Origin of the sequence: Brevibacillus sp. IT-7CA2, from assembly GCF_949767855.1 — a bacterium.
Lineage (GTDB): Bacteria > Bacillota > Bacilli > Brevibacillales > Brevibacillaceae > Brevibacillus.
Genome location: NZ_CATKQT010000011.1, coordinates 548,686 through 574,120, shown reverse-complemented (window position 1 = coordinate 574,120; position 25,435 = coordinate 548,686). Strand labels below are relative to the sequence as shown.

The 25,435-nt window shown below is 47.1% G+C and carries 30 protein-coding genes, 1 other RNA gene, 1 pseudogene and 3 riboswitches; of the genes and pseudogenes, 21 read left to right on the top strand and 11 right to left on the bottom strand.

Annotated features, from left to right (window positions below):
* The first annotated feature begins 149 nt into the window (after nt 1-149).
* The 9 genes and pseudogenes from ACM6JA_RS09285 (at nt 150) to ACM6JA_RS09245 (ending at nt 8,462) form a co-directional block, all read left to right on the top strand.
* Entirely contained in the window at nt 150-1,325 is a 1,176-nt protein-coding gene (locus ACM6JA_RS09285) for an ATP-binding protein (protein WP_414852055.1), read from the top strand.
* 137 nt (nt 1,326-1,462) lie between these two features.
* Nucleotides 1,463-2,083: an arylformamidase gene (kynB, locus tag ACM6JA_RS09280; protein ID WP_414852054.1), complete on the top strand. Its 621-nt coding sequence runs from the start codon at nt 1,463-1,465 to the stop codon at nt 2,081-2,083.
* A gap of 97 nt (nt 2,084-2,180) precedes the next feature.
* A complete protein-coding gene (zwf, locus tag ACM6JA_RS09275) occupies nt 2,181-3,680 on the top strand; it encodes a glucose-6-phosphate dehydrogenase (RefSeq protein ID WP_414852053.1) in 1,500 nt (499 codons plus the stop codon).
* A gap of 25 nt (nt 3,681-3,705) precedes the next feature.
* Nucleotides 3,706-4,695 carry a Gfo/Idh/MocA family protein gene (locus ACM6JA_RS09270; RefSeq protein WP_414852052.1) on the top strand — a complete coding sequence of 330 codons (990 nt, stop codon included), beginning with the start codon at nt 3,706-3,708 and terminating at the stop codon, nt 4,693-4,695.
* Nucleotides 4,696-4,716: 21 nt separating this feature from the next.
* Entirely contained in the window at nt 4,717-5,340 is a 624-nt protein-coding gene (locus ACM6JA_RS09265) for a cyclase family protein (protein ID WP_414852051.1), read from the top strand.
* A 111-nt stretch (nt 5,341-5,451) separates the two neighbouring features.
* Complete coding sequence (locus tag ACM6JA_RS09260; protein WP_414852050.1) at nt 5,452-5,967, top strand: DinB family protein; 516 nt, start codon at nt 5,452-5,454, stop codon at nt 5,965-5,967.
* Nucleotides 5,951-6,043: pseudogene (locus ACM6JA_RS09255) on the top strand (hypothetical protein); the annotation flags it as partial. The gene ACM6JA_RS09260 and the pseudogene ACM6JA_RS09255, both read left to right, overlap by 17 nt.
* Before the next feature lie 189 nt (nt 6,044-6,232).
* Nucleotides 6,233-6,439, top strand: a riboswitch (cobalamin riboswitch).
* Between the two features lie 158 nt (nt 6,440-6,597).
* Nucleotides 6,598-6,732: a hypothetical protein gene (locus ACM6JA_RS09250; RefSeq protein ID WP_414852049.1), complete on the top strand. Its 135-nt coding sequence runs from the start codon at nt 6,598-6,600 to the stop codon at nt 6,730-6,732.
* A gap of 94 nt (nt 6,733-6,826) precedes the next feature.
* A riboswitch (SAM riboswitch) is annotated at nt 6,827-6,933 on the top strand.
* Nucleotides 6,934-6,999: 66 nt separating this feature from the next.
* Nucleotides 7,000-7,111, top strand: a riboswitch (SAM riboswitch).
* 85 nt (nt 7,112-7,196) lie between these two features.
* Nucleotides 7,197-8,462, top strand: coding sequence for a homoserine dehydrogenase (locus ACM6JA_RS09245; protein WP_414852048.1), 1,266 nt, complete (start codon nt 7,197-7,199; stop codon nt 8,460-8,462).
* 62 nt (nt 8,463-8,524) lie between these two features.
* Here the strand turns inward: ACM6JA_RS09245 and ACM6JA_RS09240 are convergent, their stop codons facing one another.
* Nucleotides 8,525-9,694: a CapA family protein gene (locus ACM6JA_RS09240; RefSeq protein WP_414852047.1), complete on the bottom strand. Its 1,170-nt coding sequence runs from the start codon at nt 9,692-9,694 to the stop codon at nt 8,525-8,527.
* Nucleotides 9,695-9,771: 77 nt separating this feature from the next.
* Between ACM6JA_RS09240 and ACM6JA_RS09235 the strand changes: the two genes are divergently transcribed.
* Nucleotides 9,772-10,587 carry a VOC family protein gene (locus ACM6JA_RS09235; RefSeq protein WP_414852046.1) on the top strand — a complete coding sequence of 272 codons (816 nt, stop codon included), beginning with the start codon at nt 9,772-9,774 and terminating at the stop codon, nt 10,585-10,587.
* Nucleotides 10,588-10,698: 111 nt separating this feature from the next.
* On the opposite strand, the gene ACM6JA_RS09230 is transcribed toward ACM6JA_RS09235, so the two are convergent.
* On the bottom strand, nt 10,699-11,691 hold the full coding sequence (locus ACM6JA_RS09230; protein WP_414852241.1) for an arsenic resistance protein: 993 nt from the start codon (nt 11,689-11,691) through the stop codon (nt 10,699-10,701).
* 18 nt (nt 11,692-11,709) lie between these two features.
* Nucleotides 11,710-11,952 (bottom strand): MerR family DNA-binding protein, encoded by a 243-nt coding sequence (locus tag ACM6JA_RS09225; protein WP_414852240.1) that lies wholly within the window; start codon nt 11,950-11,952, stop codon nt 11,710-11,712.
* A 158-nt stretch (nt 11,953-12,110) separates the two neighbouring features.
* Between ACM6JA_RS09225 and ACM6JA_RS09220 the strand changes: the two genes are divergently transcribed.
* Complete coding sequence (locus ACM6JA_RS09220; RefSeq protein WP_414852045.1) at nt 12,111-12,239, top strand: hypothetical protein; 129 nt, start codon at nt 12,111-12,113, stop codon at nt 12,237-12,239.
* A 163-nt stretch (nt 12,240-12,402) separates the two neighbouring features.
* Nucleotides 12,403-13,329: a hypothetical protein gene (locus tag ACM6JA_RS09215; protein WP_414852044.1), complete on the top strand. Its 927-nt coding sequence runs from the start codon at nt 12,403-12,405 to the stop codon at nt 13,327-13,329.
* 40 nt (nt 13,330-13,369) lie between these two features.
* Here the strand turns inward: ACM6JA_RS09215 and ACM6JA_RS09210 are convergent, their stop codons facing one another.
* Together ACM6JA_RS09210 and ACM6JA_RS09205 are read right to left on the bottom strand one after the other, a co-directional pair.
* Nucleotides 13,370-13,849, bottom strand: coding sequence for a CcdC family protein (locus ACM6JA_RS09210; protein WP_173617282.1), 480 nt, complete (start codon nt 13,847-13,849; stop codon nt 13,370-13,372).
* Between the two features lie 98 nt (nt 13,850-13,947).
* Entirely contained in the window at nt 13,948-15,147 is a 1,200-nt protein-coding gene (locus tag ACM6JA_RS09205; protein ID WP_414852043.1) for an MFS transporter, read from the bottom strand.
* A gap of 194 nt (nt 15,148-15,341) precedes the next feature.
* Between ACM6JA_RS09205 and ACM6JA_RS09200 the strand changes: the two genes are divergently transcribed.
* Nucleotides 15,342-16,022 (top strand): CPBP family intramembrane glutamic endopeptidase, encoded by a 681-nt coding sequence (locus ACM6JA_RS09200; protein WP_414852042.1) that lies wholly within the window; start codon nt 15,342-15,344, stop codon nt 16,020-16,022.
* Nucleotides 16,023-16,043: 21 nt separating this feature from the next.
* The gene (locus ACM6JA_RS09195) at nt 16,044-16,595 is read left to right on the top strand and encodes an RNA 2'-phosphotransferase (protein ID WP_414852041.1); all 552 of its coding nucleotides are present in this window, start codon (nt 16,044-16,046) and stop codon (nt 16,593-16,595) included.
* Here the strand turns inward: ACM6JA_RS09195 and ACM6JA_RS09190 are convergent.
* Complete coding sequence (locus ACM6JA_RS09190) at nt 16,592-17,125, bottom strand: DUF309 domain-containing protein (RefSeq protein WP_414852040.1); 534 nt, start codon at nt 17,123-17,125, stop codon at nt 16,592-16,594. The two genes, ACM6JA_RS09195 and ACM6JA_RS09190, sit on opposite strands and share 4 nt — an antisense overlap.
* A 91-nt stretch (nt 17,126-17,216) precedes the next feature.
* Between ACM6JA_RS09190 and ACM6JA_RS09185 the strand changes: the two genes are divergently transcribed.
* Nucleotides 17,217-17,465 (top strand): hypothetical protein, encoded by a 249-nt coding sequence (locus tag ACM6JA_RS09185; RefSeq protein WP_414852039.1) that lies wholly within the window; start codon nt 17,217-17,219, stop codon nt 17,463-17,465.
* Nucleotides 17,466-17,516: 51 nt separating this feature from the next.
* Here ACM6JA_RS09185 and ACM6JA_RS09180 read toward each other — a convergent pair whose 3' ends face one another.
* On the bottom strand, nt 17,517-17,687 hold the full coding sequence (locus tag ACM6JA_RS09180) for a YjzC family protein (protein ID WP_007728413.1): 171 nt from the start codon (nt 17,685-17,687) through the stop codon (nt 17,517-17,519).
* 136 nt (nt 17,688-17,823) lie between these two features.
* Between ACM6JA_RS09180 and ACM6JA_RS09175 the strand changes: the two genes are divergently transcribed.
* The 5 genes from ACM6JA_RS09175 (at nt 17,824) to ACM6JA_RS09155 (ending at nt 21,789) form a co-directional block, all read left to right on the top strand.
* Nucleotides 17,824-18,756: a GntR family transcriptional regulator gene (locus ACM6JA_RS09175; RefSeq protein ID WP_007728411.1), complete on the top strand. Its 933-nt coding sequence runs from the start codon at nt 17,824-17,826 to the stop codon at nt 18,754-18,756.
* Nucleotides 18,757-19,040: 284 nt separating this feature from the next.
* Nucleotides 19,041-19,247 (top strand): hypothetical protein, encoded by a 207-nt coding sequence (locus tag ACM6JA_RS09170; protein ID WP_414852038.1) that lies wholly within the window; start codon nt 19,041-19,043, stop codon nt 19,245-19,247.
* Nucleotides 19,248-19,343: 96 nt separating this feature from the next.
* On the top strand, nt 19,344-19,694 hold the full coding sequence (locus ACM6JA_RS09165; protein WP_414852239.1) for a DUF4870 domain-containing protein: 351 nt from the start codon (nt 19,344-19,346) through the stop codon (nt 19,692-19,694).
* 130 nt (nt 19,695-19,824) lie between these two features.
* On the top strand, nt 19,825-21,000 hold the full coding sequence (locus ACM6JA_RS09160; RefSeq protein ID WP_414852037.1) for a CaiB/BaiF CoA transferase family protein: 1,176 nt from the start codon (nt 19,825-19,827) through the stop codon (nt 20,998-21,000).
* Between the two features lie 18 nt (nt 21,001-21,018).
* Nucleotides 21,019-21,789, top strand: coding sequence for an enoyl-CoA hydratase/isomerase family protein (locus ACM6JA_RS09155; RefSeq protein ID WP_414852036.1), 771 nt, complete (start codon nt 21,019-21,021; stop codon nt 21,787-21,789).
* Nucleotides 21,790-21,793: 4 nt separating this feature from the next.
* Here the strand turns inward: ACM6JA_RS09155 and ACM6JA_RS09150 are convergent, their stop codons facing one another.
* Nucleotides 21,794-22,219 carry a Gmad2 immunoglobulin-like domain-containing protein gene (locus tag ACM6JA_RS09150; RefSeq protein WP_414852035.1) on the bottom strand — a complete coding sequence of 142 codons (426 nt, stop codon included), beginning with the start codon at nt 22,217-22,219 and terminating at the stop codon, nt 21,794-21,796.
* 167 nt (nt 22,220-22,386) lie between these two features.
* Here ACM6JA_RS09150 and ssrS point away from each other — a divergent pair.
* Nucleotides 22,387-22,577: non-coding RNA, 6S RNA (ssrS, locus tag ACM6JA_RS09145), on the top strand.
* Nucleotides 22,578-22,662: 85 nt separating this feature from the next.
* Here ssrS and ACM6JA_RS09140 read toward each other — a convergent pair.
* The 3 genes from ACM6JA_RS09140 to ACM6JA_RS09130 are packed head-to-tail and all read right to left on the bottom strand — an operon-like array spanning nt 22,663 to nt 25,265.
* Nucleotides 22,663-23,115: a hypothetical protein gene (locus tag ACM6JA_RS09140; protein WP_390232932.1), complete on the bottom strand. Its 453-nt coding sequence runs from the start codon at nt 23,113-23,115 to the stop codon at nt 22,663-22,665.
* Nucleotides 23,116-23,147: 32 nt separating this feature from the next.
* Nucleotides 23,148-23,489 (bottom strand): DUF2512 family protein, encoded by a 342-nt coding sequence (locus ACM6JA_RS09135; protein WP_007728396.1) that lies wholly within the window; start codon nt 23,487-23,489, stop codon nt 23,148-23,150.
* Between the two features lie 36 nt (nt 23,490-23,525).
* The gene (locus tag ACM6JA_RS09130; protein WP_414852034.1) at nt 23,526-25,265 is read right to left on the bottom strand and encodes an Rqc2 family fibronectin-binding protein; all 1,740 of its coding nucleotides are present in this window, start codon (nt 25,263-25,265) and stop codon (nt 23,526-23,528) included.
* Between the last annotated feature and the right edge of the window lie 170 nt (nt 25,266-25,435).

Here is a 25,435-nt window from a genome sequence, read left to right as displayed (position 1 = left end):
GGAGGCGTCTTTTTCGCGTGACGGTCACAGCCCTTCTTCCATCTTTTCCTACTTTTCGTATTCTTCTTGCGAGACGTATGCATTATAATAGATATGTCCGTGATACTAAACGATCGCTTGGAGCAGAACGATCGCAGAGGATGAAGCAGATGACGAAGATAGAAATACTGAAAAGCATGTTGACGAGCGATCAACGCAATGCGCCAGTATGGCTGTTATTAGGATTAGAGCATGCTGAGCAGGGGGATCGTACGGAGGCTTTACAGGCGTTTACGCAGGCCCTTGCCTATGGAAATGAAGCGATGAAGGAAAAAATTGTGATCGAGCTCAACAAGCTACAAAAGGAATCCCCATATTCGCGGACGTTAAAAGGGATCCATCAGAAGGATTCCTCTACATATACTACGATGTTTACACCTAAGATACGCGTCATCGAAGGGGGCAAAGGGAAGGCCACCGAGAAATCGGTTCAACTCGTTGAGAAAACGGCAGGTTTTGGAATGGTCGGCGGGCTTGGACGAGTAAAAGAGGCAATCTTTCAAAGACTCCTACATCCTATTTCGCAACGGTTGCCTCAAAAGAGAAGTACCATTTTACTTTACGGACCATCGGGGTGCGGAAAATCTTTGCTAGCAAAAGCAACCGCAGAAGAATGCCAGGCTCATTTTTTCTCCATGGCGATCACAGGCGGTCGAAGTATGTATACGTCGTCGAACAGGCAGTTCAACATCCATGACTTACTGGCAACAGTCCCTGCCAATAAAACGTTTCTGTTCTTTTTAGATGAACTAGACGCTTCCAGCCATTACGAAGAGAATGCGAATTCCAACAGACAGGAGATCGATTCCAAATGGCTTCAGCAGATAGTGGAGGCAGGCGAGTACGACGAACGATTCGTCCTGATGGGAGCAACCAACGTTCCATGGGAATTGGAGCCTTCCATGCTCCGAGCGGCTGGTTTTGATCACTGGATTTTTGTTGGACCGCCAGATCGGCAAGCACGGGAGGATATTTTTCGCTTAAAACTGGAGGGCCGTCCCACTGAGATGCTCGATTATGGGCATTTAGCAGGATGGACAGAGTTTTATTCGGGGGCAGACATCGAGTATGTAGTGGAGCTCGCAACGGAGCAGGTATGGCATGATATCGTAACAAAAGGGGTCGATCGCCCGATTCAAATGAGCGATCTACGAGAGGCTATTGCAGCTACCTATCCAACAACCATTGAGTGGTTGAGGACTTTGAAAGAACATTTGAAACAAGTGGATTACAACGGAATCTACGATGAAGTGTGGGACTACCTGTCTCTTCATAGTAGAATCTGATATCAACGAAAAGACTGTCGGCTCACTATCAAGCTGCGGTCTTTTTTTGGCACAAATGTTAGAATATTGACTCAATATAGTCTTTTTTGTACGCTGAGTATAGGTATAAACAGTTGCTGGAAGGTGGAGGATTCGCGATGAAAATAATAGATATATCCCGTCCGCTCATGGCAGGTATGCCGACCTGGCCAGGGGACACTCCCTTTCACTATGTCGTAAACTGGCCCAAAGCGGAGAGTGGCTCAGTCAATGTCGGTAAAATAACGATGAGTGTACATACGGGTACACATGTGGATGCTCCATTCCATTTCGATGATGATGGTCGAAAAATGGCGGCATTGCCCTTGGATCTGTACATTGGAGTGACAAGAGTGGTAGAGCTTACTGGACGTCCCAGCATTGGCCCAGAAGATTTTGCCCACGTTGATCTGGAGGGGGTGGAGCGCTTGTTGCTCAAAACATTATCGTGGAGCGACCCCGATCAGTTTCCATCAACCATCTGTCATCTGCGAGCGGACTTGCCAGCGTTCCTCGCCCAAAATGGCATTCGGCTGATCGGAGTGGATGTCCCATCTGTCGATCCGTTGGACAGCAAGGAACTGGCTGCTCATCATGGGCTTCACCAGCATGATATTCATATTTTGGAGGGGCTTCTGCTCGATCATGTCGAACCGGGTGATTACGAACTGATCGCACTGCCGCTGCTTTTAATGGAAGCAGATGGAAGTCCAGTACGTGCAATCTTGCGTCGTTCGTAAGGCTGCATATTGATAAAGCAGAGATTTTCTCGAATAATAACAGTGTAACTACAAAAACCATCATCACGGCGTATGTATGAAGGGAATGAAAAAGTAGATGGAAGCGATGACCTTTGTCCTTTTTGGCGCGACAGGTGATTTAGCCAAACGCAAAATTTTCCCTGCGCTCTTTAACTTATATGTAGATCAAAAGTTGCCTGCTGCCTTTTCGATTATCGGTGTGGGGAGAAGGGCCTGGTCTGATGACGATTTTCAGGAATCTGTTCGCCAGTCTGTCCATGAATTTTCCCGTCGCGCCCAGATTGATTCCCACGAGCTAGACGCTTTCTTGTCTGCTTGTCGCTATGCGGAAGTAGATGTCATGGAACCACGTGCTTATGTAACGTTACATGATCTGGTCCTGCAAAGAGAGCAAGAGCTGCAAATTCCGCAAAACCGGATGTTTTACTTGTCAGTAGCCCCGCAATTTTTCGAGGGAATTGCAACCAATGTCAAAGCCAGCGGACTAGGTTCAACGACAGGCTGGAAGCGTCTGATCATTGAAAAGCCATTTGGACATGATTTGCAATCCGCTGAAGAATTGAATGAAAAGCTGGGGAAAGCATTTTCGGAAGAAGAAATATATCGCATTGACCATTACTTGGGAAAACCAATGGTCCAAAATCTCGAGGCTCTCGAATTTGCGAACCCGGTCTTCCAAGCTCTCTGGAACAATCAGTACATCGCCAACGTGCAAATTACGGCGAATGAAACGGTCGGGGTTGAGGATCGGGCTGGATATTACGAGCCTGCCGGGGCACTGCGCGACATGCTCCAAAATCACATGCTGCAAATGCTCATGATCATCGCCATGCAGCTTCCGAAGCGAATCACGTCCGCCCATATCCGCAAAGAAAAGCGCAAGGTGATGGCAGCCGTGCGTCCGATGAAGAAAGAAGAAGTCGGGACCCACGTTATTCGCGGTCAGTATAGCGAGGGACATATTCAAGGAACGCCTGTGGCTGGCTACAGGGACGAGCCTGGTGTCGATCCCGTTTCGATAACAGAAACGTATATTGCTACGCGTGTCTGGATTGATGCCCCGTTTTGGCAAGGGGTACCATTTTATATTCGCACGGGAAAAAGACTGCAAGAGAAATCAACCAGGATCGTTATTGAGTTCAAAAATCCACACGAAAAGCTTTATCAGGAGCAAAATGAAACGACATCGCCTAATTTGTTGATCATCAGCGTGAATCCGAACGAAGGTATTGCCTTGCAGGTAAATAGTAAGAATCCGACAAATAGCGGTAAGATTGAGCCGGTGACGGTAGATTTCAGTGCAGGGACAAAAGACGTGCCAGAAGCGTACGAGCTGCTCTTGTTCGATGCACTCCGCGGGGATTCCACCTACTTTGCGCATTGGGATGAGGTCCGGCTGTCGTGGGAGTGGGTGACACCGATATTGGAAGCCTTCGCTGAAAATTTGGTGCCGCTCTTTACGTACGAAGCTGGTTCATTCGGACCGAAGGCCGCAGAGCAATTACTTGCTGCGGACGGATTCGTGTGGTGGCTGGATAAGGTCGAAGATCGAGTGCCGGTCACTGCAACGAGATAGACAAAAAGAAAAGGGAGCGGATGAGATGCGATTTGGCGTAATCGGAACGAACTGGATCACCGAGGAATTTATCCAGGCTGGTCAAGAAGTAGAAGGATTTTCTCTTCAGGCTGTTTATTCACGTACCAGCGAACGCGCCAAGGAATTCGCTGACAAGTACCATGCTCCATTTGCCTATAACAGCCTAGAAGAAATGGCTACAAGCAAAAATATTGACGCGGTCTATATTGCGAGCCCCAACTCCTGCCACGCGGAACAAGCGATCCAGTGCATGGACGCGGGGCTACACGTATTATGTGAAAAGCCACTGGCTTCCAATGCGATTGAGGTAGAAGAATTGATCGAGGCAGCGAAAAGAAATGACGTGCTACTCATGGAGGCTGTCAAATCTACACTATTACCCAATTTTTTTGCAATACAAGACAACCTGCACAAGCTGGGAAAAGTACGACGCTTTATTGCTAGTAATTGCCAATATTCTTCGCGCTATGACGCATATCGCGAAGGGAAGGTTTTACGTGCTTTTGATCCTGCTTTTTCAAACGGAGCCTTGATGGACATCGGTATTTATTGTCTTTATCCGTTACTCATCCTTTTTGGCAGACCAGACGACATTAAAGCAGAAGGAATTGTGCTTGATTCTGGAGTGGACGGAGAGGGCAGTATGCTTTTGAAGTATCGAGAGATGGACGCAATCATTAGTTTCTCGAAAATTACGACCTCCTATCAACCAGCAGAAATTCAAGGGGAGAACGCTACAATGGTGATTGATCGAATCAACCATCTCAAAGAAGTGGACATTCGTTACAGGGACGGACGAATCGAGCAAGTGACAAGGCCTCAAACCCCGAAGACCATGCATTATGAAATAAGAGAATTCCTACACTTGGCGAAGAGCGGGGTCAGACAATCTGCAACGAATTCGCATGAAGTCTCCAAAATGGCCATGCAGGTCATGGATGAAGCGAGAAGACAGATGGGGATTGTTTTTCCAGCGGATCGTAAAAAACAGTAGGCAAAGGGGAGGGCGTTTGGGATGAAAATGTATGATGTAACTGCCACCGTGTACGAAGGAATGACGGTGTATAAAAACAAGCCGGAAAAGCAGCCGAAAATACGTACCACTACGAATGGCTATGTAACAGAATCGAGAATCGACATGGACCTTCATTCTGGTACCCATGTAGATGCTCCCCTGCACATGGTGAATGCTGGCGATACATTTGAGAGTATTTCCTTGGAAAAGCTAGTGGGCAATTGCAAGGTTCTCGATCTCACAGCGGTAGAAGACAGGATCACTCGCTCCGACTTGGAACGCTTCGATCTTGTGCGAGGAGATTTTGTCCTGTTTAAAACGAAAAACTCTTTTGAAGAGGCGTTCTCTTTTGAATTCATCTTTCTGTCTGAAGAAGGAGCAGAATATTTAAGTGAGCTGGGTGTGCGGGGCATTGGTACTGATGCACTTGGAATCGAACGCGCCCAGGAAGGACACCCCACACATAAAAAGCTGTTTGCAGCGGGAGTCATTGTCGTGGAAGGCTTACGGCTAGGTGAGGTCCCGCCAGGCGAGTATTTTCTGGTAGCAGCACCACTCAAGCTGATCGGAACGGATGCAGCCCCGGCAAGGGTCCTATTGTTTGAAGGCTTACATAGCGTATAATGGTGACGGTCACCCGCCTGTGAAGATCAGGCGGGTGCGTTCGTATTGGGATGGGGATGCATGGTGGTATAATTTGTCTATCCAAAATGAATGACGAGGAGTGGGAAATACATGCTCAGACGACCAGAGCGCGATGAATACGCTGCTTATTTTGACTATTATATTGGGCTTGTACCTGAGGGGGAGCTGCAAACGATCCTCACACAACAAGGCGAGAAGCAAGTCGCGTTATTTTCGTCACTTGCGCCCGAGCAAATGGATTATCGGTATGCACCAGGCAAATGGACGGTAAAAGAGGTTTTGGGTCATCTCGTCGATACAGAACGCATCATGAGCTATCGCTTGCTGAGAATCGCGAGAGGAGATCAGACACCCCTCGTCGGCTTTGATGAAAATGCTTTTGTAGAACACGGGTGTTTTCACCTAAGAGACCTCTCTGATTTATTGGAAGAGTATAAGGCTGTGCGGGCTTCCACCATCGCGCAGGTGCGAGGAATCTCTCCAGAAGCGTGGTTGCGTACAGGACTTGTCAACGGAAACAAGCTATCTGCAAGGACGTTGGCCTATGTGATTGCTGGACATGAAGCTCACCACACTACGATTTTGAAAGATCGGTATTTGGGGTAGGTCAGAGCCTCTCCTCGTTTGTCGGCAACAGCTGGACGAATATTTTTCCGGCAAGAGACAGTCCTTTTCTGTTCCCCTGTGGATGAAAGGGACAGACTTTCAGAAAACAGTCTGGCACACATTGACCACCATTCCCTATGCGCACAAGATTACATACACGGAGCTAACCGCGTTAATTGGGAAGGAAAATGCAGTGAGGGCAGTTGGGAATGCCAACGGAAAAAATCGACTGAACATCATCGTGCCATGTCACAGAATTATAGGAGCAAACGGGAGTTTAACAGGCTATTCGGGTGGCTTGTGGCGAAAGGAATGGCTCCTGGCCCACGAACAATGTTCGCAAAACACGGTCCCGCCACTGTAAGAGGGAGTCAGCGTCCAATAAGCCACTGGTCTATCAATATAGACGGGGAAGGCGACGCTAGATGATGAACCCAAAGTCAGGAGACCTGCCTGTTTCGACAACACTGATAGACCTACGGGAGATAGGGAGGTGTTAGAGATGGCTTGCGAAAAACAGCGAGTAGACAAGTACGTCCCTCCTTTTCTGGCATTTTCTAACGATCGTCACGGTCGAGTAGAAAATGCTCTTTTTATTTTGGGTAGGATAAAAGAAGAGGAGGGTGTGCGATGATGCAACTTTTTATTTGCCAATGGTGCGGATATGTCGAGGAAAAAGAGCTGCCCGAGGAATGCCAGGAGTGCGTGTTTCATTGCACTTGCTGCAGTATGGAAGAGGTAGAAAGCCTGTTCACCTACACCTGAAAGCCTGACCAAATCAGCTTGCAATCAGAAAAGAAAGAATTTTGTTGACGCTTGCCTTGGAATTTCTTAGAATAAAGCTCAACAGCATAAATAGTTCTTATCCAGAGAGGTGGAGGGTCTGGCCCGATGAAGCCCGGCAACCGTTGCATATTGCGACAAGGTGCCAATTCCTGCGAGACGTTTCGTCTCGAAAGATAAGAAGCGGGTTACTCGATTAGTAGGTGAACCTTCTTCTTAGCGAAGAAGGTTTTTTTCAATTTCATATTTTCTTTATCCAGAGAGGTGGAGGGACTGGCCCGATGAAGCCCGGCAACCGTCACGCATGTTTTGTGACAAGGTGCCAATTCCTGCAGGACATATACGTCCTGGGAGATAAGGAGGGGAGCAGTAGCTGCTAACAAGCCTTCTTCTTATCGAAGATGGCTTTTCTTTTTATCTAAAATTCGGGGTATGGGGTGGTCAGGATGAGTGTAGAAGTGGTACGCGTGGGATTATTGGGATTGGGAACAGTGGGTGGAGGCGTAATCAAAACGATCCGTTCGCAGCAGGAGAAGCTGGCTTCTCGTCTGGGTAAACGAATTGAGATCGTCAAGGCATTGGTGCGTGACTCGGAAAAAGAGCGGGCGGTTCATATCGACCCGGCATTACTGACAACAGACTTTGAGGATGTATTGAGCAGCGATGTGGATATCGTGGTGGAGGTCATGGGCGGTGTAGAACCTACCTATGACTACGTCCGTGCTTTGATCGAAAAGGGCTGCCATGTAGTAACTGCCAACAAAGAACTCCTGGCGAAAAAAGGAACGGAGCTAGTCGATTTGGCAAATCAGCATCAAGTGCATCTTGCCTATGAAGCGAGTGTGGCAGGGGGCATCCCGATCTTGAGCGTGCTCCGGCAGTTCCTACGCACGAACGATATTCAAGGCGTTCGCGGTATTCTTAACGGAACAACGAACTTCATTTTGACGAAAATGGAGGCAGAGCAGCTCTCTTACCAGGAGGTGCTCAAGCAAGCGCAGGAGCTGGGCTATGCGGAAGCGGACCCTCGTTCGGATGTAGAAGGCTTTGATGCTATGTACAAATTGTATATCTTGGCACAGCTTGTTTACGGAGAATCGCTGCCTTTAGCAGATGTTGTTCGCAGAGGAATTGCAGATTTGTCAGCAGGTCACATTCGGATTGCTAGCGAGCTGGGGTACCGGATCAAGCTGATCGCGCAGGCCTATCAAGCTGAGAAAGGAATTCGCCTATCAGTTGAACCAACCATGCTTCCGCTGAGCCATCCGTTGGCACAAATCCACGACGCGTTTAATGCTGTCCAGCTATCCGGCAACATCGTGGGAGACTTGTTGTTTACAGGAAGAGGGGCAGGAGAGCTCCCTACAGCAAGTGCAGTCGTGGAGGATTTGGCCTATTTATTGACACAGCCATTCACACCACATCCTACCTGGAAAGAAAAAACGGCCGACAAAGCTGGAGGCACGGTAAACTCGGCAGAACACGTCCTATGTTACCTTGAGGGCTCATGTCATACTGCTACGCCAGATCGTGTCCTGCATTTCCTTCAGCAGGCAGGAGTCAACGTGCATAAACTAAAAGTCCAATTCGACTTGGGAGGCGTCTTGCGCGCAGGTTTGATCGTGACAGGAATCAGTGAAGAGCACGAGTCCCTATTGAAAAATGATTTCGGCTTAGAAGTGCGCTGCTTCCCCATTATCGAATCTGCGTAAGTAAGAGGAATCATATGAAGAAAAGCCGTATTTCTAGTTACCTGGAAACACGGCTTCTTTTGTCAGGGGGCAGTCTCCACCGCTTTTGCACGCGGCTGTATACGCCCGTCACTTTGTATGTCGACACTCTCAGAAATGGATTCAATGCGTTTTAGCAGGGCAGCGCCGTTGCTTTCATTCATGGGTACAGCTTGTCCCAATTCTGCGTGAAACGGAAGCATCGTCAGCTCACAATCACCGCTTTTCGTACAGTTTGCTTGCAGGACCATCGTTTCCCAAGTCTTGGGTTCGTTTGATCGTGTGAAAATGAAATTGCCGAGACTGTACGCAATCCATTTGTCGTTGTATCGTTCAAAACCTTGAAGTACGTGGGGATGACCGCCGACAATCAAATCTGCACCAGCATCGATGTAGGCACGAGACAACTCTTTTTGATGATCGACAGGATAATCAGCGCGTTCCTTGCCCCAGTGTGCAATCACCACGACGAGATCCGCTTGGTTGTTCGCATCTTGGATCGCTTTTACTGCTAGCGTAGGATCATAGGAAGCGGCCATACCTGGCTGGGAATCCCCCGCATACCAGCTCGTTTCGGGAATGACCCTGCTGAAGCCGAGAATCGCGATCTTGATGCCGTTCTTTTCTATGAATACAGGTGAATAGGCACGGCTGGCATCCTTACCTGCGCCGACGTATTCAATCCGGTTTTCGTCTAAAGCGTCAAAGGTATCCAGCAATCCCGGAACTCCTTGATCCATGGAGTGATTATTGGCGAGATTCACCACATCAATCCCAGCGTTTTTCATGGCAGGAACAGCAAGTGGCGACGACTTGTAGACATACGCCTTGTTCTGTGCAGCAACTCCTGTCTCGGTGATCGGCGTCTCCAAATTGGCAATCGTGATATCATCTTGCAAAAAGAGTGAGCTTACATGCTTGTATGGGTAGTCATAGCTGTTTGCGAGTAAGGTTTTCTCTACATTCCCTGACATCATGACGTCACCGACAAAGGTGAGCTGCACAGAAGTCTTTTGGTTCACGGTATTGTCAGGAGCAGGCTGCGTGTTCGGGTTGGCATGTTCTCCATCCATAGCAGTTTGGAATAGGTAGTAGGTTCCGACGACGAAGATGGCCAACACGCTAAATAGGAGCGTGTTCTTTCCAACACGTGCCCATTTTCTGCGTGAGTGCTTGCGCCGAACTTTTACCCGGCTTGATCTGGTCTCGTTCATTTTTCCCCCTTGTCATTCTATCCTTACATAAATGAATTTTGATATCCTATAAGTAATACGAAAAGAGGCGAAAAAAGGTGCGATTAACTTTTGATCATTTGGTTCATTTTGTACAGCGAACTCCTCAGGAAGCATCGGAACAATTTTGCCAAGCGGGTTTTCATGCAGTAGCTGGAGGGCGTCATGCGTCTTGGGGGACATGGAATAGCCTTAGTTATTTCGGGCTTTCTTATGTTGAATTTTTGGCGGTTGAACACGAGGAGCTTGCTCGACAATCAGATAATCCGCTCGTACGTCAATGTATCGAGGATGAAGCAAAGGGAGAAGGATTTGGTCAGATTGCGCTTCGTACCAACGAGATGGATGCGTGGGCAGAGCGCCTGCGAAGCCAAGGTTTGAAGGTTACTGGACCTGTTGCGGGAAGTCGTACGCGTGATGATGGCACGACGCTTCGGTGGCGGATGTTATTCCTCGAAGATGCAGATAGTGCTCTTCTACCGCCATTTCTCATTGAATGGTCGCAAACAGATGAAGAAAGAATAGAAGATTTGACTAATCGTGGCATCATTGGCGTACATCCGAACGGTGCAGCCCATCTCCAGTCAGTAGGCTATGCAGTAAAGGATCTGGAAGAAGCAACAGCACGTTGGCAAAGCTGGTTCGGATGGAAGAAGAGCGAAAGATTCCATGATAAAGAACTGGGGGCCATCTGCCAAGCATTTGAACTTCCGGGTGGAAATGTAGTGCTTTGCCAACCGACTGAAGAGGGATTGGCGCAGACTGCATGGGAAAATCGCGGGCAAAGACCGTTTTTTGCGAGGCTGGCAGGAGCGAGCCAAAATAGCGAGTATAAGATTGGTGGAGGATCTTACTTTCTAGCAGCGCTGGAATAGTCGTTTAGAACCTATTTACGTAAGTGTCCCTATCTGACACACACATACAAGGGGTGGTACCAACGTAGTTGACACCACCCGTAATGTAGATAGTTTAATCATCTACCAAGCCTATTTATTTTTGTTTTCAGCATATCCGTTCGTCTCTCGTAAAAGTACATTTGGAACAAGACGAATATATAATAGTTCCCCAATAAGTTCTACAATTGTTTGCGTTACGATTACAGCAGACACTAGCCCGTTTAGAGGTTCAGGTAGCGCCAGTGCAAAAGGAAGAACGACAAGAGAGTTACGGGTTCCTGCACTAAAGATAAGAGCCCGCCCAGCTCCGGTATCTAAACGGAATATACGAGAAACGATACGTGCAATAATCGGTGTAATGGCCATATATGCTACATAGACGGGAATCACTTGGCTAATAAAATGAAAAGAGGTATATAGTTTAGCGATTTGGGATGCAACAACAATAAAGAGGGTTAGTGCCATAAAAGGCACAGGAAGCCATGCTGTAGCATCAAGAAAACGTTCTCCGTATGGTTGGCGTCTTGACCACCATTGAGTAAGTAGAGCAAGTACCAGTGGAACAACAATAAGACCTAAAAATGCTTCGAGAAACGGCCCGACACTCACAATTTCTGCCGATGTCTTGCCCATAAAAAGCCATAGATAAATAGGCAATAAAAGCATTTGGGTGACAAAGAGTATAGGGGTTGAAACCAAAACAAGCTTTTCGTTCCCTCGCCCAAGATGTGTAAAGACGATAACATAGTCAATGCAGGGGGTAAGCAAAACAAGAAGTACACCTAATAGAATTGCTGGATCGGTTGGAAGAAACCGAGTTAACCCCCAAATAAGGATAGGTACAGCTATGTAATTCGTAACAAGTAGCGCATAGATGAACTTTCGGTTCGTCAGTGCCTCTTTTAAACGAAAAAACGGTATTTGAGCAAACATTCCATACATTAAGATGGCAAGTATGAACGAAATCATGCTATCTAAGCTCTTACTGGATTCTGGCCACAACAAGCCTGTTCCAGCGGCAATAATTAGTACGAAAGCATAGAGCCATACTTGATTCTTTTCAAATTGTTCTCTTGAAATCACTTCTTGCACTTCCCCTTCCTAACACGAACCCGTATTTTCTATCTTCTCCAAGCATTCCGAGCATGTAAGACATTTACAGCTTAGCCCTCTGTCTAGTATCTGTATCATCGAGTTAAGCTGTTTTTTCTTCTCCTCAAGTTGGGAGCGTTTTTGCTTTGCCATCTGCTCCCACCGCTCGGAAAGTGGATCACGGGTATCAAAACCTTCTAGCCAAATAGCGATATCCTGGATGCTAAAACCGGTTTGTTGTGCAATTTTAATAAAATGGATGCGTTTACCTCTGCTATTGACGCGAGTTGCCCAATGCTAAGTCCAGTCATAACTTCACTCGTTGACTTAAAGTTAACATTAAGTTTAATGATCAATTATATCTCGTTACCAAAGGGGAAGATAGTATCGAGTAAAGAAATATCTGTCGCTTGTTGCCATACGGTTTTTGCCCATTCTTAACGTTTACAGTCATTGCAAGCAACGAAGAGAACCCGGTTTTGCTAGAACTTACCGGAAACGAAGAAGCGAAAGCATTCAAATCAAAAACCATCTCGTAATCAGAGAGGGTTTTTGGTTTTTTTATGTTGTACGTTCCTCGATCACTGGATGCCAACCGTTTTCTTACCCAGAGGATTCTTGTGATGCTGGAATGCCCAATCTGAAACGGAATGAAAATTAGAATTTGTAAAAATGGTGAAATTTGGATGAAAAAACGCAAAAATGAAGATAAAATACAAGGCAGAAGAGAAAGTGGAGGTGATAGGGATGCTCATAGTGAGTATCTTATTAAACATAGTCCTAATTGTTCTGTTAGTCTTTATTTACAAAAAACGTGAAGAAACCGAGTCAAACCTAGGATGGAAAGTTTTTGGATATTTTTGTTTAGGGGCATTTGCTTTTATGGTAGACGAGATCCCCTTACCTTTAGGTTTTTTGTTATTTCTTTTGATTTTCCGCCCAAAGACGAATGTTAAAACAAAAAAATGTTCCGCTTATCTCGGTTTAGTATGTTTCCTCATCCTGCATTTGATTTTGCCAGCAGTGGAGAGGGATCTGTTTGAACGTCCACGAGATGTAGTTGCTGCCAGCGACAATATGTTTCAAATCAATTTCACGAACGATTGGATGACGATACGAGATCAACTCAAAATCGACGAGCATGCACGGCTGGTATATTTTAAGGCGCATTATCAAAAAAATGGTCAGATAGATGACTTGTACTATTATGTAGTCAGCGTTTCAGGAAAGAACTCTGTTTATTATGATATCAATTTTTCTGTTGACACAAATCGATATACAATTCGCGCTGAGAAAATTGGTGTTGAAGGGTTAGAATATGTGGAATTTGTAGAGGCTTCGAGATTTTTTGAAGTTTTGGATGAGGTTCAGGTCCAAAACCTATCTCTGGAACAGCCTTTTGTAGGGTATACCCTCAGATTCGATGGAGAATGGATAAAGGATACTGACGAGTATCAGCAAAAATATGTGATCCTGGGGAAAGAAATCAAAACCATTACCAGGGATCAACTTCCGACGGAAGGGTACCCCATCAATATTTGCGGGAAAGAGAAGCCTTACGAATTACCGACTGGCTCTGGAGTATCAAACAGATGTGAAGCGAATGCAGATTTCTTTTTTGATGACTGAATAATGAAAGAAACCACCTCGTATTGGAGGTGGTTTTCTATTAGGTGCCAAACGTCTTTTTGGTTAAATTCCGGTACATCACCAGCATCGCGATACGCCAAGGTACGAGCATACCGAATGCGAGCAAGAAGAACAGTCCACCCGTTTGAATCGGTGTAAAGCTATCATTGATCAGCAGTTTAATAATCAGCCGGATGACCAACAGACCGGACAAAATGAAGAAAAACGCACGGGACCGTTTCAAATACACATCTTGCCCAATGATTTCGAAACGTGACGTCATAATCAACGGAATCGAAAAGATAAGCCCAACCACAAAGGCTGCAATATCAAACTTGGGCGGTAATTGCGCCTCCGGGAACAAGAACATCGCAAACCCTGTCGCCATAAAGAAGGGTGGCAAAATAATGCTTTTTGCAGAAGCCGGCTTTTTTTGCCGACGCATTCTCACAAAGATCACGGCAATGGCCATGACGAGAGGCAGCAAAATTCCCAAAATGGGAGAGGAAAGTATCTGCATGGAAAGACGCCTCCATAAGTGTTCAACATACTTCCACTAGTGTACACCAAAGCATGGTCTGTGGGAAAGCGTTTGTCATGGTATGTTACATTCCGATACTAGGCAGCTGCTTCATCGTGAGAGCGTACATCCAGCTTATGCTTTTTACTGTAGAAGAAAGTCAACAAGCCAAAGAGCAATGTCACCGAGCCGATGAAGAGGAGGTAGCCGCTAATGCCGAGAAGGTCCAGTCCAACCCCTGTAATCGCGAGAGCCAACAAGAAGAATCCACGATCCAGCATGCTTTTGAAAGAAAAGAATCGCCCTTGCTGGTGTGGAGGTAGGCGCTTCTGGAAAATCGTTGCGATAACCGGGAAGAAGAAAGCAACGACAAAGCCGAACATGGAGAAGGAAGCAAGCACCATGAATTTGTTATCGGCGAATGACATGCCGAACTGGGACAGTGCGAAGAAAAAGAGCATGATGGTGGACGCTGCCACAAGGTTTCTGCGGCCTATCCACCGTTTTGCCAAGAGCCCCCCCATCAAAATGCTGATTCCTTCTGCTGCATAGATCCATCCCATGAGCTGAGGTTCCTGTTGCAGCTCGCTAAAGTTCAAGATCATCAGGTTCACACCGCCGAGGAACAAGGTGATCAACCCGTTATTAATCAATCCGACAAACAAGGTTGGGTCCTGTCGCGAGATCGTCAGTACTTCGCGAAACTCCACTTTTTCCTGAATCTTCCGAGAAGTGACTGGCGGAATGCGGAGAAAGAGTGTGACGACAGCGAGTACAGCGTACGCGATGATGGAGCACACATACAGCATGGATAGGTCCATAGACGCAACGAGTATACCGCCGATCGCTGTTCCCCCAATGCGCGAGAGGGTAGAAATATTCAAATATGCGCTGTTCGCCTTGAGTAACTCGTCTTGGGAAAGGATGGCTGGCAAGGAAGCCTGCACGGTCGGAAAATAAAACGCAGCAGAGCATTGCATCACGATCAAAGATACGATCATCCACAGAAGAGAATCGTTTGCAAGAGCCGGGAACATGAAGACTGGGCTGAGTGTTCGGACCAGGCTGGCAAACAGCATGATCTTGCCCTTGTCGTACATGTCAATCACCACACCCGCTTTAGGGGCGAGGAGAATGCTGACCACCAATCCACACATCAGAATCAAGCCCTTCACTGTATCAGAAGGAACAAGTTTCTGCATGAACGAAAGATTGGCAATAATCGAAATCCACATGCCCGCTCCCGCGACGATCTCTCCGCTCATTAAAAGCAGAAAGGTACGATTACGCCATAACATGAGAGCCACTCCAAACATTCGTTAGATAGGTAAAAATTTGAACAGATCCATTCATTTGATAAAAAACGATTTCTCTAGTATAGCATTCATGCAAACGCTTGTATATTTATTGTCTTTGTGGGTATTCTTCGCATTCATAACGGACAAACTAACGCAATACTGCGGCCATTACGCCCAAAAGGAGCTATTCGTAAATGGCGCGAAAACGAACGTTGCTACTGTTGATCGTGTATGGATTTGCTGCGACACTCACGATCTTTTATGGATTGGTGGAAAAGCATAGCGTCATTGTCACGTTCTTTTCTTTTCATGTGCTCGTTTGCATCTGTATCCCCGTCATTCACGGATGGTGGGAAGGAGATTTGCGAATGCACGGGCGCTTAGCGTGGGGAAGTTTTGAATGGCAGGGTACTTTATACGGACTGGCATTTGGCGTTCTTATGCTGACAGGAGTGCTGGCTGGGCTTTGGTTGCTCCTGCAGGAACCGGGAAGACCTGAAGCTGTTCGAACAGGTATGGAAGCATGGGGGATTGAACGCCGCTGGATTTTGGTTTTTTCCTTCTACCTCGTTTTCATTAACTCGCTGCTGGAAGAGTTATTCTGGCGAGGCTTCGTATTGCAGCGGTTGCGCGCATCCTTATCCATCTTGATGTCCATTTTTCTTTCCAGCTTTTTTTATTCTTTGTATCACCTGATTATCTCTACGATCCTATTTGGTTTTCGAAACGGCTTGCTCATTACGTCGATGGTTTTTGGTGCAGGGCTGATTTGGGGATGGATGAAAGGAATGTTTCCTTCGATTTATCCAAACTGGCTTAGTCATTTGTTCGCGGATTTGGGTCTCGCACTAGCTGTGATTTTCTGGATTTATTGACCGGATAGGAGGGCGAAACTGATGCTGGCGATTCATGAAGAAACGAGGCTTCGCAAGCGATTGCTCAGTATACTTCGGCAAAACAGTGAAGCATTTCAACTTTACTATGACACGTATGGTTATACCCCGGTTGAGCCGTTGCTGGACTATCTTCATACGCTGAAAGGGTGCGCATACATAACCAGGCAAGATCTTCATCAAGTCGTGGAATTCGATCCGGAGCGGAGTGTCGAATGGGACGGTGGAGCACTCATTCGAGTTACCTTCGGATTTTTGCCCTCGATTGCAAAAAGCAGGCTCATCGAGATCGTACCACCTGACGTTCTTTATTACGGAACACATCGAAAGTTAGTGAAACAAGTACTCACTGGAGGCCTGTTGCCGATTGCCAGTGAGTATGTGCAGCTTGCGGATAGACCGGAGCATATTGGAGAGCCGACAGACACATTGCGCCTCGTGGCTGTGAATGCAAAGGAGGCCCATGAAGCCGGGATTTGCTTTTACCGAGTGGGTGAACACTATTGTTTGAGCGATGCTGTCCCAGCCGGTTATTTGCAGCTGTACGCAGATTAGTTCGACTCGTTGTTTCGACGTGCTTCGCGCCTTTGTAGCTGGTGCTGGCGTTCTGCCAAAACGTCGCTTCGATCTCTCAGGGTATGCTTATTCAGCAAGTAGGCGTTTTGCATATCGCTATCCCGATGTTCAGGGTGATTTTGCATCGTACAAGCCTCTTGATACGCCTGTTTCAAAGCATCGGACATGGGCAAGGACAGGCTTCGATAGGGCTGACCATTTTGTATTTCCGTCAGGCGCTCTTCAAGCAGGCTCGCTAGACTGTCACTATCCAACCCAAGCTTTTGGATGTCAAGATGATGCTTTTTGACAAGGGATATGGCGCTTGTGAGCATTTTGATTGCACCTGACTGATTCCCTCGTCTCTGGTGATAAAGAGCGACGGAGATTTGAATCAAGCCAACCCATACTGGCTGTCGCTCATGTGGAGGAGCGCTTTTCCAATACTCCTCGAGAATTTCATGACACTCAAAATAATCGCGTTCTACATGAAACTGGATCAAATAATCCAGATACGGTTGCGGATACATGGTGATCTTCACCTCACTGCTTGGTTTTCAATAGTTCGTTTATGTACTATTATAAAGCATAGAGAGTAGAAAATGAGGTGTAAAACCATTTATGACAAGAGATGAACTCGTAGCCGTATTGGAAAAAAAGCGAATGACCGAAATCATAGAACTGATCGAGGATGCAGAACAAGGAGAACTGGAAGAGCTCGAGCTCGTGGAAAGCCTGGGATTGCTCATGGATCAGGAGTTGAACAAAGAAGTCCTTTCGTTATTGGAGAGCTTGGGAGTCACCGTTATTTACTTGAGCGGTGATGAAGAAGACGAAGAGGAAGAAGACAACGAAGATGACGATAATTAGTAAAAAAGAGAACCAACCTTGTGCATGGTGCCAGGTTGGTTTTTGCATTCCTTACTTTTGCGTCCATACGCGATTTTTATTTCGTGTAGCGGGGAACTTTTCCCCTCTGGAAAGCTCGATGATCATCGGGTCCTGCACACTTGCGCCGGATTCACCAATCTCCATGTATACGGCATTTTTCGGAGACTTTTCTCCTTCACGAAAACGACTGTGTTCTCCCACGAAGGCACCTTCTTCCTAAGGAATTGTCATCTGAATTAGTATGACCCGGTACACTGGCTTCATGCTTTCCCTTCTATTGACGATCGATTTTGAATTCCTATACGATCATTTTAATTACTTTTGGAGAGGTGAATACATGCTACCTTTGACCTTGAAAAAGGAATCCAATATATCTTATCACGAGCAATTATACCAACAAATTTCATCCTCGATTCGAAGCGGTGAGCTTCCTTCCCAAGAGCAGTTGCCAACGGTTAGGGAGTTGGCGGCACAGTTGAAAGTCAATTACAACACCGTTCGCAGCGTGTATTTGCGTCTCCAGCAAGAAGGGCTGGTTGATTGTCGGCAAGGGAGGGGAACGATTGTAAGCAATAGCGCAAGTGACGCGCTCTTGACACGTAACCCGATCCATCTTGCTTTACTCGCCAAAGAAACCATTCATAAAGTAAAAGCAATAGGCTATTCCATGGATGAATTCTCTCGCGTCCTTTCCTGTGTGTTACAAGAAATCAATCAGTTTCCGGTTCTTTTTTTGCGGTTCACAGAGCTGGAGGTCACTGAATATATGCGGTTGGTGCAGTACCATCTTCCGAGTGTGATGGTCGAAGGGAGAACTTTCGAGGATTTTTCCCAGCAGGTACAATGCGATGCGAATTTTTTGCAACAATACAAAGCCATCGTTATCCCTCCTTGTGTTAACCTGAAACTTCCGAAGGATGCTCCTCCTATCGTTAGCCTTGATTTTATCCCGGACCCGACGACTGTGATCCCTGCCATGGAGGCCTACCCACGAAATACGAAAGTCGGATTGATCTGTGCGACCATACGAGGTGGTGCGGGGATGATCAATGATCTCTACAACGCAGGCATTACACATTTGGATATTCGGACTATAGAAGCGAACCATGCCGAAGTGTTTGATTTGATTACATCTTGTGATGTCGTGTATATTTCCAAGCCTGGCTATATGGTGAAGCCTCATTTGTTGACGTTGCCAAAAGTAAAGGAATTTCAAGAAATTCCCGACCACCACGGTATTAATGAGCTACGCAAGCTCGTTACCCATTAAGTTGGATGAATGAGTATGCTCTCATGTACCGGAGTTACCGGCAGAATCCGTTATTTTTGGGGCAGATGATCGGAAAAAGCGCGATCCAATCAGCAATTGACCACTCCTACTACTGAATTGCCTACGAGACATCCGCTGATTTTGACTAGTGTATAGACTTATGTCCATGCCGATATGTCTTCACCTACATACCTTGTAGATGTAACGAACAGGAAGGAGTGAGGTTAATGAGTTGCGGATGCAGAAGATCTCGTCGCAGATGCTTTAAATGCTGCGAAAAGAAAGTGTACAGAAAGCATTGCTTCTACAAGCCACACTACAAAACCCATTGTAAACCATACGGTCGTAGTGGGGGACACGGACATTGTGGCGGTTATGGCCACTTTGGCGGCGGTTACGGCGGTTTCGATGGTTACGGCTCCTCTCATGGTGGCGGGTACGACGGCGGATACGGCGGCATGTACGGTGGAAGTCACGAGAGCAAGTATTAATAGAGAAAGGCGCCGTGGTGGCGCTTTTTTCGTTTTTTCGCAAGTTTTGCGCAATTTGTCGTACAATAGAGGAAAAGGATTAATGGAGGTATGGATATGCAATTCCTGAATGGGAAAGAGGAACGAATGTGGGCGATGATCGTACATCTATCCGCCTTCCTTGGTTTTATCGTTCCGTTCGGCAATGTACTAGGACCTTTAATCGTATGGTTGATCAAACGTGAAGAAGGAGCCTTTTTTTATCAGCATGGAAAAGAGGCACTGAATTTTAGCATCTCGGTGACGATTTATGCCGCCATTTCGAGTTTGTTGATCATCATTTTTATCGGCGTACTATTATTGGGAGCCCTCTTTATTTTTTGGGCGATCTTCGTTATTATCGCTGCGGTGAAAGCGAATGAGGGAAAAGAATTCCGTTACCCGCTCACTCTCCGGTTAATAAAATAACCGTTCTTGGAAAAGTCGTTCCACTTGGGACGGCTTTTATATTTGTTTGAATTTTCTATTAAAAAAGAGGGTGAACAGTCGTTCATCTCGAATTAAAGGAGAGTGTAGTCGGTGAAGGGGGAGTCAAATTATGTTGACGGGAGTGACGATAGTTGATTTTTCTCGCCATCTTCCAGGTCCGATTTGTACGATGCGCCTGGCTGATTTGGGGGCAGAGGTCATCGAGGTGGAACCGTTTCACGACAAAGCTCACTCACCGTTAACCGGGCCTTCTCATCCTGAAGCTAGAGAGACGGGAGCGTTTTACCTGCGTTCACATCGCAATCATAAAAGTATTTCCTTGAATTTGCGGACGAATGAGGGAAAAGCGCTCGCGTTTGCTCTGGCCAGACAGGCTGATGTCGTGGTGGAAAGCTATCGACCAGGTGTAATGCGACATTTGGGACTTGATTACGATCGCCTGTGGGAGATGCACCCTGCGGTCATTTATTGCTCCGTGACGGGCTATGGTCAAAGCGGCGAGCTATACCAAATAGGGGGACATGACTTGAATGTCCAGGCAGTAAGCGGATTTCTCTCGCTGATTCGCGATCTGGAAGGCAAGCCTGTCGTTGCAGATATTCCGCTATCTGATTATGCGCTCGGGTTGTATGCCAGTGAACAAATATGCGCGGCGCTTGTGCAACGTGAACGGACAGGACGAGGAGCTTATTTGGATGTTTCGTCGGCTGACTTGTTTAGTTCTTGGACAGGGCTGCATGCACTGTTCATGTTATACAGCTCCTCGATTGGACGGGAGACCGGGAGAGGAAGTTTGCTGGCGTATCAGGTCTTTGAGACAGCAGACGGTCAGTATGTCGCACTTGCTGCTTTGGAAGAGAAGTTCTGGCTTAATTTTTGTCGCGCGGTAGGAAGAGCAGACTGGGAGCTATGCTATCGAGCTAGCGTTGCTGAGCATCCAGAGGTGTTTGACGATATGAAAGCACTGTTTCTGTCCAGAACCCAAGCAGAGTGGAGTGAACTGGGCAGTGAAGTGGATTGCTGTCTGACCGCCGTTGAAGATTGGGAAAACTGGGTAGACAATCCATACGTTGCGAACAGGGAGATAGCGTATACGCTTCCTTATTTGGAAAAGAAGTCGCCCGATCAAGAGGGGAGCTTCGCACATCGATACAGGGCGGAGCGATTGTCACCCCCGTGGCACACCGATTACACGTACGAGCTGCTCAAGCGCAAGCTGAACCTTACAGAGGAGGATTTGAGCAGGCTGCAAAGGCAGGGGGTTATTCCTGCTGCTTCTTTATAGGAAAGGGTGAGAAAAATGATGGAACAGGATCATCATACGCAATTGATCGTAACAAAAGCTGGTGGAATCTGCACGATTACGCTCAACCGACCACAGGTCCTTAATGCGATGACGGTTGAAATGTTTTCCCTTTTGCAGGACGCGATCGCAAAAGCCTCAGCAGATGAGGAAGTCGATGTGCTTATTTTGCGGGGAGCGGGGGGGAACTTTTGCTCCGGTGCTGATTTGGGCGTGTTGACTGCGCTGACGGATAAGAGTGACGCTGATCAATCATTGACGATCATTAATGATTTCATCACCAACTTGCATCAAATGCCAAAGCCTGTGATTGCAGTCATCGAGGGAGTAGCCGTCGGAGCGGGACTCAACCTCGCGTTGCATGCTGATTTTGTCATTGCGAGGGAGGACGCTCTGTTGCAGGAGCCTTTTGTCCAGATCGGTCTGACAACGGATTTTGGCGGGACATACCTTATGCCAAGGCTTGTTGGTACGGCATGGGCGAAGCGTCTCGCACTGCTGGGAGAAAAGATTACAGGGAAAAAAGCGGAGGAAATCGGCTTGATCTATCGAGCGGTAGAAGCTAGTCAAGTCGAAAGTGAGGTTGCAAAATTGGTTGCTGCGGTACGTCGCCTGCCGAAGCAAGCGTATGCGGTAACAAAAGAAGGATTGGGACGCTGCCAGGCAAACGGCCTAGAATATGCATTGGCTTGGGAAAAGCAACAGCAGCCGTCCCTAATCGCACGTCCTGAATTTCAGGCGCTTGTACAAGCGAAGCTGAAGCGCACGTAGCGGTTTATTTTGGCAATGGGATGTTTAGCTCATGAATGCGCTGTCCTGTCGCTGCACTTTCCTCGAACAAAGAGAGCACAGGTGATTTTGCGCTTGGGTCCAGCTTGAGATCGATGGAAAAGCTCCCCCAGTCAGGAGCCCCCATGCTAGCTGTCACAAAGCTATTTGCCAATGTCTTGTCTCCGTCCTTCACGACGAATCGTACGTTGGCTTCGTTCACGCGTGCTTCACCCTTAATCGTATATTGTCCTTCACCTGTTTTGGTGATCGCAATATTCCGAAACGATTCATTCTCGTATCGTCCCTTGTCCTCGCCAACAGGATGAGAATGTGTGCTAGCTGCTGCGGGCGGAATGATGGTGGGGAATGATACAGCATTCAAGCTCATGGCGAGTAAGCAGGTTGTCAGCATGTTTGTTCGAAATTGCATGTTTTTCCTTCCCTTCATTCGTTTTCCTCTCTAGGTTGGCGAAATTGGAGTGGAACTATTCTTGGGAGTTAAAATGTGTATCCTTCGTGTAGAAGGGATGAGATAAAAGTCCAAAGGGAACTTTATCCGTTGAGCAAAGGACCATTCTGTGATAAAGTAGGGATATCAAGATCCTGCGATGTACGATAGGCCGTAAATGTTTCTAACCTTATACGTGTTTTTCGGGAGACGGAAACTGTGATGGATGTCAGGCCCACCTCCTTTTTGGATGCATGGGAAGGCTGAAGTGCAGAAGGGTCGCCCACCTGTGTGAGCGCAGGTTATAGAAACATGAGGTCAACGGCAGAGCGGGGACTTGGCCGTTTATGAATGCAATGAATTGCCGATAGCACAAAAAACCACTTGGAATCTGCTTCCAGGTGGTTTTTGTTTTTGTAGCTTGATTAATGGGTGGTTTTGTTTTGCTTGCCCGAGCCGTGACCCTGCCCTTGTTTTTGGGAGCCCTGGTCTTGATCCCCGTGATCGACAATGGTCAGGTCCTTTTCAAGTGTTTGGGAGTCTTGGGCGTCTTGAAGAATTTGATACATTTGCAGGAAGTTTGCTTTTTGCCCCTCAGGAATTCCTTTAATGCGAACGGTCAGTTCTTGCGGGCCGCCGCCATTTTGCTGTTGCCCACCTTGGCTGTTCCCTTGTCCGCTGTTTTCATTTGAACTCGGCTGCTCATCAAGAAAGCTGAGAAACATTGAGTCGCTGTCTTGGTCTTGTTGGTTATTTTGTCCGCTGCCGTGTGATTGCTGTCCTTGTCCGTTTCCGCCTTGTCCGCCCTGTCCGCCTTGCTGCTCAAACAGCACGTTGAATTCGTTAAGATCGGTCTGGATGATGCCAATGACGTTCATCCTGATCCTCCTTCCAAAATAGAAATGATGCTTCAGCCCGGATGTTTGGAATGATGGACTCCGTGCCGTTGCAGGTAACCATGGAAAAAGTATTCGACCACCGTAATGGCAAATGCCGTCAACAACAAACCAGATAAGGATATGGTCTGACCAAACAAGTAACAGCCAAGCCACAAGGAGGCAAACACGAACAAGAAATCAGCGGAGCTCGCAAACGTATTGTTCGTACGCGGAAGGATTGTCAAATCAAGTACATAACCCAGTAAACTGACAATCACGCTTGCGAGCACTGCAAACATAAGGGACGTTCCCGACCACCAAAGCCCTGGAATGGCAATGATTCCGTTAAACAAGAGCTTGAGAACGATGTTCAAAGAGCGAACACCACCTTTCATGCCCTTAGTATGAACTTAGGTAGTCGCACTATTCGTAGAAGAGGTGTTTGATTTTAAACGGCGGATCAGTGCTTCATTGGGTGTCACATACAGCGTTCGTTGCTGCTCGTAGATCACATAGCCAGGCTTGGCCCCGCTCGGTTTTTTTACATGCTTGACGAGCGTGTAATCTACGGGAATTTGACTTCCTTCTTTGGCACGACTGAAATAAGCCGCCAGATTTGCTGCTTCAAGCAACGTTTCATCCGAAAATTCACGAGCGCGAATGACTACATGGGATCCAGGGATCTCCTTGGTGTGCAGCCATGTTTCTTGCGACGATGCGAGCTTGTTGGTCAAGTATTCATTTTGCTTATTGTTTTTACCGACCAAAATTTCAATGCCGTCCGAAGAAAAGTACGTATCAAGCTCTGGTCGGATATCTTTTTTCTTGCGCGGACCGCGTTTTTTACGATCACGCATGTAGCCTTGCTCAACGAGCTCCTCGCGAATTTCTTCGGCATCTTTTAAGGTGGCATGTTCCAGTTGAACCAATACACCGTCCAAATACAAGAGTTCAGCCTGCGCTTGCTCAATCTGCTCACTTACGATGGAAAGGCTGTTTTTGGCCTTGTTATACCGCTTATAATACGACTGCAAATTTTCCGATGGGGTCTTCAACGGATCGAGCGGAATTGTGATGGTACCTCCCGCTTCGTCATACCAATTGACTGTGACGAGTTCGCGATCCCCTCGCTTCATTTGGTGCATATTGGCGGTCATCAATTCACCGTACAGGCGGAACTGATCTGCTTCATGCGCATCTTGCAGTGTTTGCTCGAGCTTCTCGATTTTCTTTTCATTTTTATTGCGCTCAGAGGTGACAAAACGAATTAAATCGTGTGCACGCTGCTTGACAGTGTCACGGAGCGCCTTTCCTTCGTAAAATGCCTGCAAGCATTCTTGGGCGGAAGGATAGGGGGTGGTAACCCCATTTGAGAGATGAGTCAGCTCAACGACGTGAAAATACGCTTTGCCATTTGCCTCTATAATGGATGGCAAATACTCATGAGCATTGATTGCCTTCATCACCTGTGAAAAGACAGCCCATAGTGTTTCACGATTCGCGAGGCCAGCTCTGTGCAAAATTTCTTTTGCCAATAAGGGGCTAATCCCGGTATAGCCATCTACGATTTGCTTGTCCAAACGGCCGCCGTTCCAGTCGAGGGAAGAAATAAACGCTTGCTCGGTTACAGTGAGAGGGTCGCGTTTATCTTGGCTCGGAGGAGAGACATAAGGTCTGCCAGGTGTAACTTGTCTGTACTGGCTAATGGCGAGCGTCACATGCATAGCGCTGTCCAAAATCATTCCGGTTGCAGGATCGATGAGGATGATGTTACTGTGCTTGCCCATGATCTCTACAATAATTCGGCGGACAGCCGTGTCACCCAGCTCATCTCGGGTGCGTACGTCGATGTGAATGATTCGCTCCATCCCGATTTGCTGGACAGATTCAATTACGCCGCCTTCACAATGCTTGCGCAATAGCATGCAAAACATCGGAGCTTCCAGCGGATTCGTGAATTCTTCTGTCGTGATGTGCAAGCGGGGATAGGTCGGGTTTGCAGACAGGAGAAACTTTACCGTTTCTCCTTGTGTCCGTATTTGCATAACAATATCACTATGGTGGGGCTGGTGGATTTTCGAGATGCGTCCTCCTACCAGTTTATGTAATTCCCTCGCAACGGAGCGGGTTACTACGCCATCAAATGCCACAAAGGTCACCTCAGATCAAAAAAATGGCTAGAATAATAAATAGAGAGCTGCCAGTCACAGTGTAGCATAAGTCAGAGCAAGGAGGAATCTCATCGTGGTGGGGTTGCTTCGGTTGACACTGCCAAGAGTTGTCTCCTATAATAAATTAACGATTTTTTCGTCTATGGAAG